The following is a 15,240-nucleotide window of genomic DNA, read 5'->3' as shown; positions in this document are numbered from 1 at the left end:
GCCGAGCCGGCAGCGGGGAACGGTCAAGGGCGACACCCGTACGGGTGTCGCCCTTGACGTGACGTCGGTGGCCGGTGGCCGGTGGCCGTCAGACGTTGAAGCCGAGTGCGCGCAGCTGCTCGCGGCCGTCGTCGGTGATCTTGTCGGGGCCCCACGGGGGCATCCAGACCCAGTTGATGCGCAGTTCGTTGACGAGGCCGTCGGTGGCGGACTTGGCCTGGTCCTCGATGACGTCGGTGAGCGGGCAGGCCGCCGACGTCAGCGTCATGTCCACCGTCGCCACGTTGGAGTCGTCGACGTGGATGCCGTAGATCAGTCCGAGGTTCACGACATCGATGCCGAGCTCGGGGTCGACGACGTCCATCAGCGCCTCGCGGAGCTCCTCCTCCGAGGCCGGCTTCATCTCAGCGGTGTCGGTCATGCCGTCTTCCTTTCGGCGTCGGCTTCCAGGGCCTGGGCCGTCGCGTCCTTCCACGCCATCCAGCTGAGGAGGGCGCACTTGACCCGGGCCGGGTACTTGGAGACGCCGGCGAACGCGACCGCGTCCTCCAGGACCTCCTCCATCGCGTCGTCGGGCTCGATCCTGCCCTTGGACTGCATCAGCTCCAGGAAGGTCTCCTGGATCCGCTGTGCCTCGGCGAGGTCCTTGCCGACCAGCAGGTCGTTCAGGACGGAGGCGCTGGCCTGGCTGATGGAGCAGCCCTGGCCCTCGTACGAGACGTCCTCGATGCGGGTGCCGTCGTACTTCACGCGCAGGGTGATCTCGTCGCCGCACGTCGGGTTCACATGGTGCACCTCGGCGTCGCCGTCCCGCAGACCACGCCCGTGCGGGTTCTTGTAGTGGTCCAGGATGACGTCCTGGTACATCGAGTCCAGCTTCACCTTGTCAGCACGCCCCTCAGCCGAAGAAGTCCCGTACGTGCTCCAGGCCGTCCACCAGAGCGTCGATCTCGGCCGGCGAGGAGTACAGGTAGAACGACGCCCGCGTGGTCGCAGGAATTCCGTAGCGCAGGCACACGGGTCGTGCGCAGTGGTGGCCGACGCGGACCGCGATGCCCTGCTCGTCGAGGACCTGTCCCACGTCGTGCGGGTGGATGTCGCCGAGGGTGAAGGAGATCGCCGCGCCGCGGTCCTCGGCCGTGGCCGGGCCGATGATCCTCAGGTCGGGGACCTGGGACAGGCGCTGGACGGCGTAGTCCGTCAGTGCGTGCTCGTGGGCGAGGATCCGGTCCATGCCGATCGAGCGGAGGTAGTCGATCGCCGCGCCGAGCCCGACCGCCTGGGCGATCGGCGGGGTGCCCGCCTCGAACTTGTGCGGGGCGGGCGCGTAGGTCGACGAGTGCATCGACACCGTCTCGATCATCTCGCCGCCGCCGAGGAAGGGCGGGAGGTCCTCCAACAGCTCCTGGCGGCCCCAGAGCACGCCGATGCCGGTCGGAGCGCACATCTTGTGGCCGGTGAAGGCCACGAAGTCGGCCTGCAGGGCCTGCACGTCCAGCGGCATGTGCGGCGCGGCCTGCGAGGCGTCGATGCAGACCAGCGCGCCGACCTCCTGGGCGCGGCGCACTATCGCCTCGACCGGGTTGACGGTGCCGAGGATGTTGGAGACCAGCACAAAGGAGACGATCTTGGTCTTCTCGGTGATGATCCGGTCGATGTTCGACAGGTCCAGGCGGCCGTCGTCGGTGAGGCCGAACCACTTCAACTTCGCTCCCGTGCGCTGCGCGAGCAGCTGCCACGGCACGATGTTGGAGTGGTGCTCCATCTCCGTGATGACGATCTCGGTGTCGTGGTCCACGCGGTAGGGCTCGTCGGCCCAACCGAGCATGTTCGCCACGAGGTTGAGGGACTCGGAGGCGTTCTTGGTGAAGATCACCTCGTCGCGGCTGGGTGCGTTGACGAACTCCGCGACCTTGTCGCGCGCGCCCTCGTACAGCGCCGTGGCCTCCTCGGCGAGCACATGCACACCGCGGTGGACGTTGGCGTTGTAGCGCTCGTAGTACTCGCTCAGGGCGTCCAGCACCTGGCGCGGCTTCTGCGAGGTCGCCGCGTTGTCCAGGTACACGAGCTTCTTGCCGTCGTGGACGACTCGGTCCAGGACGGGGAAGTCCTTGCGGATCGCCTCGGTGTCGAGGAGGCCAGGCAGCTGTGTCACTCGGATGCGCCACCCTTCGTGTACGCCTCGTAGCCCTCGTTCTCCAGCTTGTCCGCGAGCTCGGCGCCGCCGGACTCGACGATCCGGCCGCCGGCGAACACGTGGACGTGGTCGGGCTTGATGTAGCGCAGAATGCGCGTGTAGTGCGTGATCAGCAGGGTGCCGACCTCGCCCGTCTCCCGGACGCGGTTCACACCCTCCGACACGATGCGGAGCGCGTCGACGTCGAGGCCGGAGTCGGTCTCGTCGAGGATCGCGATCTTCGGCCTGAGGAGCTCCAGCTGGAGGATCTCGTGCCGCTTCTTCTCACCGCCGGAGAAGCCCTCGTTGACGTTGCGCTCGGCGAAGGAGGAGTCCATGTTGAGGCGCTCCATGGCCTCCTTGACCTCCTTCACCCAGGTACGCAGCTTGGGCGCCTCGCCGCGGACGGCGGTGGCGGAGGTGCGCAGGAAGTTGGAGACCGAAACGCCGGGGACCTCGACCGGGTACTGCATCGCCAGGAAGACACCGGCGCGGGCACGCTCGTCGACGGACATCTCCAGGACGTCCTCGCCGTCGAGGGTGACGGTGCCAGCGGTGATCGTGTACTTCGGGTGGCCGGCGAGCGAGTAGGCGAGGGTCGACTTGCCCGAGCCGTTGGGGCCCATGATGGCGTGCGTCTCGCCCTGCTTCACGGTGAGGTCGACGCCCTTGAGGATCTCCTTCGTGGCGTTGTCGGCCTCGACGGTGACGTGCAGGTCTCGGATTTCAAGCGTTGCCATGGGTGCCTCAGGACTCCTGGGTGAGGGAGACGAGCACGTCGTCCCCTTCGATCTTTACGGGGTATACGGGGACGGGACGCGTCGCCGGAAGACTGTCGGGCTTGCCGGAGCGGAGGTCGAAGCGCGAGCCGTGCAGCCAGCACTCGATGTGGCAGTCGTCGACCTCGCCCTCGGAGAGGGAGACGTTCGCGTGCGAGCAGATGTCGTGGATCGCGAACACCTCGCCCTCGGTCCGCACGAGGGACAGGGGCGTGCCGTCGAGTTCCACCCGCATCGGGGTGTCCTCCTCCAGCTCGCTCAGCCCGCAGGCACGTACGAAGGTCATGCGACCGACGCCTCCAGCTCCTCCTCGATCTTGGCGAGCAGGCGCTCCTCGATGTCCGCGACACCGATCTGCTGGACCAGCTCGGCGAAGAAGCCGCGGACGACGAGGCGGCGCGCCTCGTGCTCCGCGATGCCGCGGGCCATCAGGTAGAACAGCTGCTCGTCGTCGAAGCGGCCGGTGGCGGAGGCGTGACCGGCGCCGACGATCTCGCCGGTCTCGATCTCCAGGTTCGGCACCGAGTCGACGCGGGCGCCGTCGGTGAGGACCAGGTTGCGGTTCATCTCGTAGGTGTCGGTGCCCTCGGCCGCGGCCTCGATGAGCACGTCGCCGATCCACACCGCGTGCGCGTCGTCGCCCTGGAGCGCGCCCTTGTAGACGACGTTCGACGTGCAGTGCGGCACGTTGTGGGTGACCAGCAGGCGGTGCTCCTGGTGCTGCCCGGCATCGGTGAAGTACAGGCCGAACATCTCGGCCTCGCCGCCGGGGCCGGCGTAGGTCACGCGCGGGTGCAGGCGGACCACGTCGCCGCCGAAGGTGACGACGACCGACTTGAAGGAGGCGTCGCGGCCGATGAGGGCGTTGTGCTGGGCCACGTGAACGGCCTTGTCGTCCCAGTCCTGCACGGAGACGACGGTCAGCCGGGCGCCGTCGCCGAGGACGTAGTCGATGTTCGCGGCGAGGACCGCGTCGCCGGTGTGGTCGATGACGACGACGGCCTCGGCGAAGGCGCCGAGCTCGATGACCTGCTGGCCGAAGGCGGTGCCGCCCTCGCCGTGCACCGCGATGCGGATCGGCTCGGTCAGCACGGTCTCCTTCGGCACGGTCACGACCGAGGCCTTCTCGAAGGCGGAGTACGCCTGCGCGGCGACCCGGTCCACCGGCGTGCCCGCCCGGCCGAGCCGCGCGTCGTCGCGGCCGACGGCCTCGACGGTGACGCCGTCGGGGGCCTGCACGTCCACCTTCACGCCCTCGCCGGAGGCGACGGCGGTGCCGTCGTGCAGCCCGCGCAGCCGCTCCAGCGGGGTGAACCGCCACTCCTCCTCACGACCGTGCGGGACGGGGAAGTCCGCGACGTCGAAGGAGGGCGGGGCGCTCATGCGGGTGGCGACGGTGGACTCCCCGGCCACCGCGATGGCGCCGGAGGTCGTCGACCCCACGGGTGGGGGTCCCCCCGCCCGGGCGGATTCGAGGGTGGAGGAGTTCTGGGCCTCAACCATGGCTGTCGTGGTGCTCGCTTTCCGTTGCGTGTAGGACCTGACGGGGAGGGCGGGGGTCAGCCCACCGCGCCTTCCATCTGCAGCTCGATCAGCCGGTTGAGCTCCAGCGCGTACTCCATGGGCAGCTCCTTGGCGATCGGCTCGACGAAGCCGCGCACGATCATCGCCATCGCCTCGTCCTCGCTCAGACCGCGGCTCATCAGGTAGAAGAGCTGGTCCTCGGAGACCTTGGAGACCGTGGCCTCGTGGCCCATGGACACGTCGTCCTCGCGGACGTCGACGTAGGGGTAGGTGTCCGAGCGGGAGACGGTGTCGACGAGCAGCGCGTCGCACAGCACGTTCGACTTCGACCCGGGGGCGCCCTCGCCGATCTCGATCAGACCGCGGTAGGAGGTACGGCCGCCCCCGCGCGCCACCGACTTGGAGACGATGTTGGAGGAGGTGTTCGGCGCCATGTGGACCATCTTGGCGCCGGCGTCCTGGTGCTGCCCCTCGCCGGCGAAGGCGATGGACAGGGTCTCGCCCTTGGCGTGCTCGCCCATCAGGTAGACGGCCGGGTACTTCATCGTCACCTTGGAGCCGATGTTGCCGTCGACCCACTCCATGGTCGCGCCCTCGTAGGCGACGGCACGCTTGGTGACCAGGTTGTAGACGTTGTTCGACCAGTTCTGGATGGTCGTGTAGCGGCAGCGGGCGTTCTTCTTGACGATGATCTCGACGACCGCGGAGTGCAGCGAGTCCGACTTGTAGATCGGGGCGGTGCAGCCCTCGACGTAGTGCACGTAGGCACCCTCGTCGACGATGATCAGCGTCCGCTCGAACTGGCCCATGTTCTCCGTGTTGATGCGGAAGTAGGCCTGGAGCGGGATCTCGACGTGCACGCCCTTCGGCACGTAGATGAAGGAGCCGCCGGACCACACGGCCGTGTTCAGCGCGGCGAACTTGTTGTCACCGGCGGGGATGACGGTGCCGAAGTACTCCTTGAAGAGCTCCGGGTGCTCCCTGAGGGCGGTGTCGGTGTCGAGGAAGACGACGCCCTGCTCCTCCAGGTCCTCGCGGATCTGGTGGTAGACGACCTCGGACTCGTACTGCGCGGCGACACCGGCGACCAGGCGCTGCTTCTCCGCCTCCGGGATGCCGAGCTTGTCGTAGGTGTTCTTGATGTCCTCGGGCAGGTCCTCCCAGGACTCCGCCTGCTTCTCCGTGGAGCGCACGAAGTACTTGATGTTGTCGAAGTCGATGCCGGACAGGTCGGAGCCCCAGTTCGGCATGGGCTTCTTCTCGAAGAGCCGCAGGCCCTTCAGGCGGAGCTTGGTCATCCACTCCGGCTCGGCCTTCTTCGCCGAGATGTCACGGACGACCTCGTCACCCAGACCGCGCCGTGCGGAGGCACCGGCCACGTCGGAGTCGGCCCAGCCGTATTCGTACTTGCCCAGGCCCTCGAGTTCGGGGTGGGCAGTCTCCGTGGGGAGAGTCATGCGGGGTTCCTCCCGGCCGTGCTTGCAGGTGCGTTGTCGGTGGTCTGAGAAATCTCGGGGATGAACGTCGTGCAGACGCCGTCGCCGTGCGCGATCGTCGCCAGCCGCTGCACGTGCGTGCCGAGCAGCTCGGCGAAGAACTCCGTCTCCGCCTCGCACAGCTGCGGGAACTGCTCGGCGACGTGGGCGACCGGGCAGTGGTGCTGACACAGCTGCTCGCCCTTGCGCGGGAGGGGTGCGCTGCGTGCCGTAGCAGCGTACCCGTCCGCGCTCAGGGCCTTGGCCAGTGCTTCCGCGCGGCGGTCGGGCTCGGCGGCCTCGACCGCCCGGCGGTAGGCGCCGGCCTGCGCGGCGATCCGGGCGCGGGCGAAGGCGGCGACCGCGTCGGCGCCGCCCTGCTGCTCGGCGATCCAGCGCAGGGCGTCCGCGGCGAGCGTGTCGTACGACTGATCGAAGGCGTCTCGTCCGCAGTCGGTGAGTGCGAAGACCTTGGCCGGGCGGCCCCGGGTCCGCGCGCCGTACACCCGCTGCTCGCGGGCCTCCACGACGTCGTCGGCGGCCAGCGCGTCAAGGTGGCGGCGTACCGCCGCCTGGGTCAGGCCGAGCCGGCCGGCGAGCGCGGCCACGGTGGACGGGCCGTGATCCAGGATCGAGCGCGCGACCCGGTTGCGCGTCGAGCGGTCCGAGCGCAACGCGGCCGCAAGCTCCTCGTGCGGGGCCCCCTTGGGGGTCTCCCGAGCCTCGCCGACGTTTTTCACAACGCCATTGTTGCGTAATTCCTCAGAGCGTGACAAGCGGCGTCCGTCCGGCCGGGCGGTGCCCTGCGTCACTTAGGCATGCCTAATCCGGCACCTCTCCTGACCTGCGGAAACATTCCCCCATCGAGCGGACCCGGGGTGCGGAGCGTGGTCACCGGCCCGGCCCGGCACACCTGCTGGCACCCCCTCCGACCGGGCCTCTTGCCTCCCCGGGGCACCCGGGGAGGCACCCGCCGGCCGGGTCGCTGCACAGCCGGCGGGCGCCGCGGTTCCCCGAAAGGGACGATGTTCCACCCACCCGTCCGGAGGGACCCGGCGCGTCCCTAGACTCGGACCATGCGAACTGAGCCCGCCGTCCAGGTCCAGGCCCTGGTGAAGCGGTACGGCACGAAGACCGCGGTGGACGGCCTCGACCTGGTGGCCCGGGCGGGGGTGACCGCCGTCCTCGGACCCAACGGCGCCGGCAAGACGACCACCGTCGAGACCTGCGAGGGGTACCGGAAGCCGGACGCGGGCACGGTGCGGGTCCTGGGCCTCGACCCGGTCCGGGACGCGGCGGCCCTGCACCCGCGGATCGGGGTGATGCTCCAGTCCGGCGGGGTCTACTCGGGCGCGCGGGCCGAGGAGATGCTCAGGCACACGTCCCGGCTGCACGCCCACCCGCTGGACGTCGACGCACTCGTCGAGCGGCTCGGCCTCGGATCCTGCGGGCGCACCCCCTACCGCCGGCTCTCCGGCGGCCAGCAGCAGCGCCTGGCGCTGGCGATGGCCGTGGTCGGGCGTCCGGAACTGGTGTTCCTGGACGAGCCGACGGCCGGGCTGGATCCGCAGGCCCGCCGGGCGACCTGGGATCTGGTGCGCGACCTGCGCGCCGACGGCGTCTCCGTGATCCTCACCACCCACTACATGGACGAGGCGGAGCAGCTCGCCGACGACGTCGCGATCATCGACGCCGGCAGGGTGGTGGCCCAGGGCTCCCCGGAGGAGCTGTGCCGCGGCGGGGCCGAGAACACCCTGCGCTTCACCGGCCGTCCGGGACTCGACGTGGGCTCGCTGCTCAAGGCGCTGCCCACGGACTCCGCGGCCGCCGAGCTGACACCGGGCTCGTACCGGGTGACGGGCAAGGTCGACCCGCAGCTGCTCGCCACGGTCACCTCCTGGTGCGCCCAGCACGGCGTGATGCCGGACCGGATCTCCGTCGAGCGGCACACCCTCGAAGACGTCTTTCTGGAGCTCACCGGCAAGGAGTTGCGTTCATGACCCCCGCCCAGCACAGGCCGGCCGGGGGTCCGGGGGCTGCACCCGGAAAGACACAGCCTGGAGCCCACCGGCAAGGAGTCGCGTTCATGATCCCGCCCAGCACACCGGCCGGCCGGAGGTCCGGGGGTCGCCCCCCGGAAAAGCACAGCCCGGAGCTCACCGGCAAGGAGCCGCGTTCGTGACCACCACCGGCACCTACAGTCCGAGGCCCGGCGCCGCCCCGCTGTCCCGCATGATCGGCGCGCAGGCAGCGCTGGAGACCAGGATGCTGCTGCGCAACGGCGAGCAACTGCTGCTCACGGTGGTGATCCCGACCCTGCTGCTGGTGCTCTTCAGCTCCGTCGACATCGTGGACACCGGCGCGGGCCGGGCCGTGGACTTCCTGACCCCCGGCATCCTGGCCCTCGCCGTGATGTCCACCGCGTTCACCGGGCAGGCCATCGCGACCGGGTTCGAGCGCCGGTACGGCGTGCTGAAGCGCCTGGCCTCCTCCCCCCTCCCGCGCTGGGGGCTGATGACCGCGAAGACCATGTCCGTCCTGGTCATCGAGGTGCTGCAGGTGGTTCTGCTGACGGTGATCGCCTTCGCGCTGGGCTGGTCGCCGCACGGCGACCCGTTCGCCGTGCTGCTCCTGCTGGTCCTCGGCACGGCCGCCTTCTCCGGCCTCGGCCTGCTGATGGCCGGCACCCTGAAGGCCGAGGCGACGCTCGCCGCCGCCAACCTGGTCTTCCTGCTGCTGCTCGTCGGCGGCGGGGTGGTCGTACCGCTGGACAAGTTCCCCTCGGCGGCCCAGGACGTGCTCGGGCTGCTGCCCATCTCCGCGTTGTCCGGCGGGCTGCGCGACGTCCTCCAGCACGGGGCCGGTATGCCGTGGGGCGACCTGGGGATCCTCGCGGTGTGGGCGGTCGCGGGGCTCGCGGCGGCCGGGAAGCTCTTCCGCTGGGAGTAGGGCCGTGACCGACCCTCGTGAAAGCGTGCACAAGCAGGCGCCTACGATGGTGGGCGTGCCAAAGCTGACCCGCGCCGACGCCCTCGTGGCCGTGCGCAACCCGCTCTCCTTCATCGCCGCACGCTGGACGCCCGCTCCCCGGACGGTCCGGCGGGCCGCCCTGTCGTCCGTCGTGATGTCGGTGGTCATCGTGGTGACCGGTGGTGCCGTCCGGTTGACCGGCTCCGGTCTGGGCTGCCCGACCTGGCCCAAGTGCACCGGCGACTCGCTCACCGCGACCAGCGCGATGGGCCTGCACGGCGCCATCGAGTTCGGCAACCGCATGCTGACGTACGTACTGTGCGCGGCAGTCGGCTGGGCGATCGTCGCGGCCCGGGCGCAGAAGCCGTGGCGACGCGGGCTGACCCGGCTGGGCTGGGCGCAGTTCTGGGTCGTGATGAGCAACGCGATCCTGGGCGGCATCGTCGTGCTGGTCGGCCTGAACCCGTACACGGTCGCCGCCCACTTCGTCGCGACGACCGCACTGATCACGGTCGCCGTGGTGATGTGGCAGCGGGTCGGGGAGGGTGACGCGGCCCCCCGGCCCCTGGTCGGCCGGTCCGTCGTGCAGCTGGTGTGGTTCCTGGTGGCGGCCAGTTCACTGCTGATCCTGGTCGGCACTGTGGTCACCGGCGCGGGCCCGCACGCGGGAGACTCCAGCAAAGTGGCGCGGATCCCCGTCGACTGGGAGTCGGTCGCCAAGCTGCACGCGGTGCTGGCCTGGATCGTGGTGACGCTGACGTTCGCGCTCTGGTTCGTCCTGAAGGCGGTCGACGCGCCGAAGGGGCCGCTGGACCGCACCCGCGAACTGTTCGTCGTACTGCTGGGCCAGGGCGTGATCGGCTACGTGCAGTACTTCACGCACCTGCCCGAGGCCCTGGTGGCTCTGCACATGCTCGGCTCGTCCCTGATGTGGATCTGGGTGCTGCGGCTGCTGCTGTCGCTGCGGGAGCGCCCCGCGACGGCGAAGGCCGACCTGCCCGGTCCGGCGGCGGAGACGGCTCCCCTGACGAGCGCGTGAGACCGGCACCGCCCGACGGCCCGGCCGCAGCTCAGCCCAGGCGGTAGACGCGGCGGGCGTTCCCCGCCGCGATCATCCTCGCCACCCGCTGCGCGTCCCCCAGCGACCACGCCCCCTCGGCCGCGCAGGTCCCCAGCACCCGGCCGAGCGCCTCGCGGAACAGCCCCGCCCCTACCACGTGGAGCTCGGGCAGGCCCTGCGCTCCGCTGGAGAAGAGGATCTTCCCGAAGGGGGCCAGCTCCAGGATCTCCGCGAGGACGGTCGCGGCCCGCGCGCCGGTGCGGACCAGGGTGGCGCCGGAGTCGACGTAGACGTGCGGGAAGACGCCGGCGAGGTGGGCGGCGTGCCGGTGGTAGGGGTAGCCGTGCAGGAGCACCAGGTCGGTGCCCAGTCCGGCAGTGGCACGCACGAAGTCGGTGAGCAGCACGGGATCGGTGCGGTCGATGCGCCGGGGCGGCTCCCCCAGCCCGGCGTGCAGCTGGATCGGCGGTCCCGAGGCGACCGCGCTCCACAGCAGATGCCGCAGCAGCACCGGGTCGCTCACCTCACCGCCGACCCGCCGCCCGGCCAGCCAGCGGTCCGCCGCGCCGCGCACCTCCCCCGGCCCCGGCGGCTCGGGGGCCAGCGCCAGACCGTGGCGCTGGCCCGCCACGGAGGTGAAGGCGACGGCGTGGGCGGCGGCGCCGCGCACCGCCTCGGCGAGGTTGGCGAGAAAGGACTCCACGGTGCCGGAGGTGTCCGCGACCTGCTCGGCCAGCAGTTCCAGCCGTACGATCTCGCGGGCGTCGGCGTCGGCCGCGGCGGCCAGCTCGGCCGGTCCGGTCAGGTCGCCGGGCAGTCCGGGGTCGACCAGGTAGGTGGTGATACCGCTGCCGCGCAGCAGCCTGCGGCCCGCCTCCAGGACGCCGAGTTCCCGGCGCCGGGCGAGGTAGCGGGCGGGTGGGCAGTGCGGTTCCAGGCCGAGCAGCGGGGGGCACCAGCGGCGAACAGCGAAGCCCGTCTGTGTGTCGAAGAGGGTCGTGCCGGCGGCGGGCGGTCCCTCGGTGCGGGCGAGTTGGGCCTCGAACGTGCCGAGGCCCAGTTCCGTTCTCAGTACGCCGTGGCAGTACTGGTCCACGAGGGACGGCGTCTCGATCATCCTGGCTCCCCGCAGGCGGACGTGTGCTGTGTGCTCTCCCACGTCCTAACGGGTGAGCCGGGGGCCAGGTGATGGGCGGTTCAGCCGCCGATCTGCATGCCCGCCATCCGCTTCCACTCGTACGCGCCCGTCTTCACCTTCGCGGCGAACTCACCGTCGAACGCCTCGTGCACGGTGATCCCGGACTTCCTGACGGCCTGCTCCGCGATCTCGTACGACGGAGCGACCAGGTCGCCCCAGCCGCCGTCCTCGCCCACGAGGACGATGCGGGCACCGCGCTCACCGATGTAGGCCACCTGGCCCTCGGCGCCGCCGTGCGCCTTGGAGAAGGCACCGATCCGCCGGGCGAGCTTCGCCACCGTGCGCTCGGCCTTCGCGTCAACCTGCTGCGTGTCTGCCATGGCCAGGATGCTACCGATGGGTAGATCGAACGGCGACGGGCGGGGGCGTGGCCTTGACCACGTACCCCCCGGACGGTCCCACCCGCAGGGCCCGGCGCCTTCGGCGGGCCGGCGGCCGCGATGGCCGGCGAAGGCGCCGGCCGCGGAACGGGTCGGGTCGAGTCCGCGCGCGGTTCGGCATTGCCCCGAAGAGGCGCGGGGAACTGCGCCACCGGCCACGGCCCCGCGGTCGACCGGCGTCGCACCGCGGCACTTCCGGCGGAGCGCTCAGCGCAGGAACGGGTCCACGGCGATCGCCACGAACAGCAGCGACACGTAGGTGATGGACCAGTGGAACAGCCGCATCTCCTTCAGCTTCGCGCCCGTGGCCTCGGCCTTCGCCCGGTTCTGCAGCGCGTGCGCCTCCCACAGCCACCAGCCGCCCGCGGCCAGGGCCACCGCCGTGTAGAACCAGCCGGTGTAGCCGAGCGGGGTGAGCATCAGCGACACGGCGACCATGACCCAGCTGTAGAGCACGATCTGCCGGGCGACGGTCTTGTTGGAGGCGATGACGGGCAGCATCGGCACGCCCACGCGCGCGTAGTCCTCCTTGACCTTCATGGACAGCGGCCAGTAGTGCGGCGGGGTCCAGAAGAAGATGACGAGGAAGAGGATGACGGGCGCCCAGGACAGGGAGTCCTTCACGGCCGTCCAGCCGATCAGGACCGGCATGCAGCCCGCGATGCCGCCCCACACGATGTTCTGCGCGGTGCGGCGCTTGAGGATCATCGTGTAGACGACGACGTAGAACAGCAGGGCGCCGAGCGAGAGCCAGGCGCTGAGCCAGTTCACGGTGAGGCCGAACAGCAGGGTGGAGCCGACCGCGAGGGTGATGCCGAAGGCGAGGCACTCGCCCGGGCCGACCATGCCGGTGACCAGGGGGCGCTGCGAGGTACGGTCCATCAGCGCGTCGATGTCGCGGTCGATGTACATGTTCAGCGCGTTGGCGCCACCCGCGGAAAGGTAGCCGCCGACGCAGGTGAGCAGCACCAGCGTCAGGTCCGGCACGCCCTGCTGCGCGAGGAACATCACCGGAACGGTGGTGATCAGCAGCAGCTCGATGATCCGCGGCTTGGTCAGAGCCACGAATGCCTTCACACGGGCCCCGAACGGCCGACGACTCGGGCTCTGCCTCGTACCACGCTCTCCCACAGCCCGCACGGCGTGGGAAGTGCCCACACCCGCTGGACGGGATTCAACGGCCGTCACGCACACCCCTACAGAGACATCCCAGGCAAGCCTCGCCGTGGGAAGTGGCGGTAAAGGCTCGCGCGTACCACGCCACTGTAGACGTTGCCCATACCCCGATCTTCGCGGGGGTGGGGTCGTGTTCGGCGGGGGTGGTCCTTCGGGCGAACCGAAGCTCGATTGAGCGGTCAGATGAGCGGCTCCGTATTCATGTGCCAAATGGGAAACGGCCCAGTCGGGAGGCGGATGGGCGACAGTCCCGGCAGTCTGGAAAGACGCGCAAAAACGCACGTCTTTACGAGGGTAGGCTCGACTGCGGCCGGTGAGTCCGAACACACCGGCAGCCGGTGGGCGCGTGCCCGGAACACCGGTATTCGACATGTGGAGAGGAGCCCTGAATCAGGGTGAGCACCAAGCCGACCACCACAGACCTCGAGTGGACCGAACTGGACCAGCGGGCCGTCGACACCGCCCGAGTCCTGGCCGCCGACGCCGTACAGAAGGTCGGCAACGGCCATCCCGGTACGGCGATGAGCCTGGCTCCGGCCGCATACACCCTCTTCCAGAAGGTGATGCGGCACGACCCCGCCGACCCCGAGTGGGTCGGGCGCGACCGTTTCGTGCTGTCCGCCGGCCACTCGTCCCTGACCCTCTACACCCAGCTGTACCTGGCCGGCTTCGGCCTGGAGCTGGACGACCTCAAGTCCTTCCGCACCTGGGGCTCGAAGACTCCCGGCCACCCGGAGTACGGCCACACCAAGGGCGTGGAGACGACGACCGGCCCGCTGGGCCAGGGTGTCGCCAACGCGGTGGGCATGGCGATGGCCGCCCGCTACGAGCGCGGCCTGTTCGACCCCGAGGCACCGCAGGGCGAGTCGCCCTTCGACCACTTCGTCTACTGCATCGCCGGCGACGGCTGCCTGCAGGAGGGCATCTCCGCCGAGGCGTCCTCGCTCGCCGGCCACCAGAAGCTCGGCAACCTGGTCCTGCTGTGGGACGACAACCACATCTCGATCGAGGGCGACACCGAGACGGCCGTCTCCGAGGACACCGTCAAGCGGTACGAGGCCTACGGCTGGCACGTGCAGCGCGTCGCCCCGAAGCCGGACGGCGACCTGGACCCGCACGCCGTCTACAACGCGATCGAGGCCGCGAAGAAGGTCACCGACCGGCCGTCCTTCATCGCGATGCGCTCGATCATCGCCTGGCCCGCCCCGCACGCGCAGAACACCGAGGCCGCGCACGGCTCGGCGCTCGGCGACGACGAGGTGGCCGCCACCAAGCGCGTCCTCGGCTTCGACCCGGAGCAGTCCTTCGAGGTCGCCGACGAGGTCGTCGCCCACACCCGCAGGGCCGGCGAGCGCGGTGCGCAGGCGCGCACCGAGTGGGAGAAGTCGCTCCAGCAGTGGCGCGACGCCAACCCCCAGCGCGCCGCCGAGTTCGACCGCATCAGCGCCGGCGAGCTGCCCACGGGCTGGGAGGAGAAGCTCCCGGTCTTCGAGGCGGGCAAGGGCCTGGCCACCCGCGCCGCCTCCGGCAAGGTGCTCCAGGCGCTCGGCGCGGTCGTCCCCGAGCTGTGGGGCGGCTCGGCCGACCTGGCCGGCTCGAACAACACCACCATCGACAAGAACAGCTCGTTCCTCCCGGAGGGCAACCCGCTGCCGGAGGCCGACCCGTACGGCCGGACGATCCACTTCGGCATCCGCGAGCACGCGATGGGCGCCGAGATGAACGGCATCGCCCTGCACGGCAACACCCGCATCTACGGCGGCACCTTCCTGGTGTTCTCCGACTACATGCGCAACGCCGTCCGGCTGTCCGCGCTGATGCACCTGCCGGTGACCTTCGTGTGGACGCACGACTCCATCGGCCTCGGCGAGGACGGCCCGACCCACCAGCCGGTCGAGCACCTGGCCTCGCTGCGCGCCATTCCGGGCCTGAACATGGTCCGCCCGGCCGACGCCAACGAGACGGCGATCGCGTGGCGTGAGATCCTCCAGCGCTGGACGAAGGAGTTCGGCAAGGGCCAGCCGCACGGCCTGGCGCTGACCCGCCAGGGCGTGCCGACCTACGCGCCGAACGAGGACACCGCGCGCGGCGGCTACGTCATGTTCGAGGCCGAGGGCCCCGACGGGCAGACCACCGAGCCGCAGGTCCTCCTCATCGCCACAGGCTCCGAGGTGCACCTCGCCGTCGAGGCGCGGGAGCAGCTCCAGGGCGCGGGCGTGCCCACCCGGGTGGTGTCCATGCCGTGCGTGGAGTGGTTCGAGCAGCAGGACCAGGGGTACCGGGACAGCGTCCTGCCGCCGACCGTCACGGCGCGCGTCGCGGTGGAGGCCGGCATCGGTCTGACCTGGCACAAGTACGTCGGGGACGCCGGTCGCATCGTTTCCCTGGAGCACTTCGGTGCGTCGGCGGACGGCAAGGTCCTCTTCCGCGAGTTCGGCTTCACTCCCGAGAATGTGGCCGCGCAGGCCAGGGAATCCCTCGAAGCCGTTCAGCGCTGACGCC

General features: G+C 70.5%; 15 protein-coding genes. 4 read left to right on the top strand and 11 right to left on the bottom strand.

Annotated features, from left to right (window positions below; translation table 11 throughout):
- Nucleotides 1–88 precede the first annotated feature (88 nt).
- The 8 genes from JS756_RS08025 to JS756_RS07990 are packed head-to-tail and all read right to left on the bottom strand — an operon-like array spanning nucleotide 89 to nucleotide 6,694.
- On the bottom strand, nucleotides 89–421 hold the full coding sequence (locus JS756_RS08025; protein ID WP_069781552.1) for a metal-sulfur cluster assembly factor: 333 nt from the start codon (nucleotides 419–421) through the stop codon (nucleotides 89–91).
- Nucleotides 418–882: a Fe-S cluster assembly sulfur transfer protein SufU gene (gene sufU, locus JS756_RS08020; RefSeq protein WP_205382302.1), complete on the bottom strand. Its 465-nt coding sequence runs from the start codon at nucleotides 880–882 to the stop codon at nucleotides 418–420. The genes JS756_RS08025 and sufU overlap by 4 nt, the downstream gene beginning before the upstream one ends.
- A 16-nt stretch (nucleotides 883–898) precedes the next feature.
- The gene (locus JS756_RS08015) at nucleotides 899–2,155 is read right to left on the bottom strand and encodes a cysteine desulfurase (RefSeq protein ID WP_205382301.1); all 1,257 of its coding nucleotides are present in this window, start codon (nucleotides 2,153–2,155) and stop codon (nucleotides 899–901) included.
- Complete coding sequence (gene sufC, locus JS756_RS08010; protein ID WP_205382300.1) at nucleotides 2,152–2,916, bottom strand: Fe-S cluster assembly ATPase SufC; 765 nt, start codon at nucleotides 2,914–2,916, stop codon at nucleotides 2,152–2,154. The genes JS756_RS08015 and sufC overlap by 4 nt, the downstream gene beginning before the upstream one ends.
- A 7-nt stretch (nucleotides 2,917–2,923) precedes the next feature.
- Nucleotides 2,924–3,241 carry a non-heme iron oxygenase ferredoxin subunit gene (locus JS756_RS08005; protein ID WP_205382299.1) on the bottom strand — a complete coding sequence of 106 codons (318 nt, stop codon included), beginning with the start codon at nucleotides 3,239–3,241 and terminating at the stop codon, nucleotides 2,924–2,926.
- The gene (gene sufD / locus JS756_RS08000; protein WP_205382298.1) at nucleotides 3,238–4,458 is read right to left on the bottom strand and encodes a Fe-S cluster assembly protein SufD; all 1,221 of its coding nucleotides are present in this window, start codon (nucleotides 4,456–4,458) and stop codon (nucleotides 3,238–3,240) included. Before sufD ends, JS756_RS08005 begins: the two co-directional genes overlap by 4 nt.
- A 56-nt stretch (nucleotides 4,459–4,514) precedes the next feature.
- Nucleotides 4,515–5,936, bottom strand: coding sequence for a Fe-S cluster assembly protein SufB (sufB, locus tag JS756_RS07995; RefSeq protein ID WP_205382297.1), 1,422 nt, complete (start codon nucleotides 5,934–5,936; stop codon nucleotides 4,515–4,517).
- Entirely contained in the window at nucleotides 5,933–6,694 is a 762-nt protein-coding gene (locus JS756_RS07990; RefSeq protein WP_205382296.1) for a helix-turn-helix transcriptional regulator, read from the bottom strand. Before JS756_RS07990 ends, sufB begins: the two co-directional genes overlap by 4 nt.
- Nucleotides 6,695–7,030: 336 nt before the next feature.
- Here JS756_RS07990 and JS756_RS07985 point away from each other — a divergent pair, with 336 nt between their 5' ends.
- From JS756_RS07985 to JS756_RS07975, 3 genes are all read left to right on the top strand, one after another.
- Nucleotides 7,031–7,954, top strand: a complete 924-nt coding sequence (locus JS756_RS07985) for an ABC transporter ATP-binding protein (protein WP_205382295.1) — start codon at nucleotides 7,031–7,033, stop codon at nucleotides 7,952–7,954.
- 232 nt (nucleotides 7,955–8,186) lie between these two features.
- Complete coding sequence (locus JS756_RS07980; RefSeq protein ID WP_240203469.1) at nucleotides 8,187–8,903, top strand: ABC transporter permease; 717 nt, start codon at nucleotides 8,187–8,189, stop codon at nucleotides 8,901–8,903.
- A gap of 46 nt (nucleotides 8,904–8,949) precedes the next feature.
- Complete coding sequence (locus JS756_RS07975; protein WP_205382293.1) at nucleotides 8,950–9,963, top strand: COX15/CtaA family protein; 1,014 nt, start codon at nucleotides 8,950–8,952, stop codon at nucleotides 9,961–9,963.
- Between the two features lie 31 nt (nucleotides 9,964–9,994).
- Here JS756_RS07975 and JS756_RS07970 read toward each other — a convergent pair whose 3' ends face one another.
- From JS756_RS07970 to JS756_RS07960, 3 genes are all read right to left on the bottom strand, one after another.
- Nucleotides 9,995–11,101 (bottom strand): amidohydrolase family protein, encoded by a 1,107-nt coding sequence (locus tag JS756_RS07970; protein ID WP_205382292.1) that lies wholly within the window; start codon nucleotides 11,099–11,101, stop codon nucleotides 9,995–9,997.
- A gap of 80 nt (nucleotides 11,102–11,181) precedes the next feature.
- Nucleotides 11,182–11,502: a hypothetical protein gene (locus JS756_RS07965; RefSeq protein WP_205382291.1), complete on the bottom strand. Its 321-nt coding sequence runs from the start codon at nucleotides 11,500–11,502 to the stop codon at nucleotides 11,182–11,184.
- 267 nt (nucleotides 11,503–11,769) lie between these two features.
- Nucleotides 11,770–12,756 (bottom strand): heme o synthase, encoded by a 987-nt coding sequence (locus JS756_RS07960; RefSeq protein ID WP_205382290.1) that lies wholly within the window; start codon nucleotides 12,754–12,756, stop codon nucleotides 11,770–11,772.
- A 377-nt stretch (nucleotides 12,757–13,133) separates the two neighbouring features.
- On the opposite strand from JS756_RS07960, the gene tkt reads away from it, so the two are divergent.
- Nucleotides 13,134–15,236 (top strand): transketolase, encoded by a 2,103-nt coding sequence (gene tkt / locus JS756_RS07955; RefSeq protein WP_205382289.1) that lies wholly within the window; start codon nucleotides 13,134–13,136, stop codon nucleotides 15,234–15,236.
- Nucleotides 15,237–15,240 lie beyond the last annotated feature (4 nt).

The sequence above is a fragment of the Streptomyces actuosus genome (assembly GCF_016921115.1).
Lineage (GTDB): Bacteria > Actinomycetota > Actinomycetes > Streptomycetales > Streptomycetaceae > Streptomyces > Streptomyces actuosus_A.
Note: the sequence above shows the minus strand (reverse complement) of the source record. Positions and strands in the feature narration are given on the sequence as shown.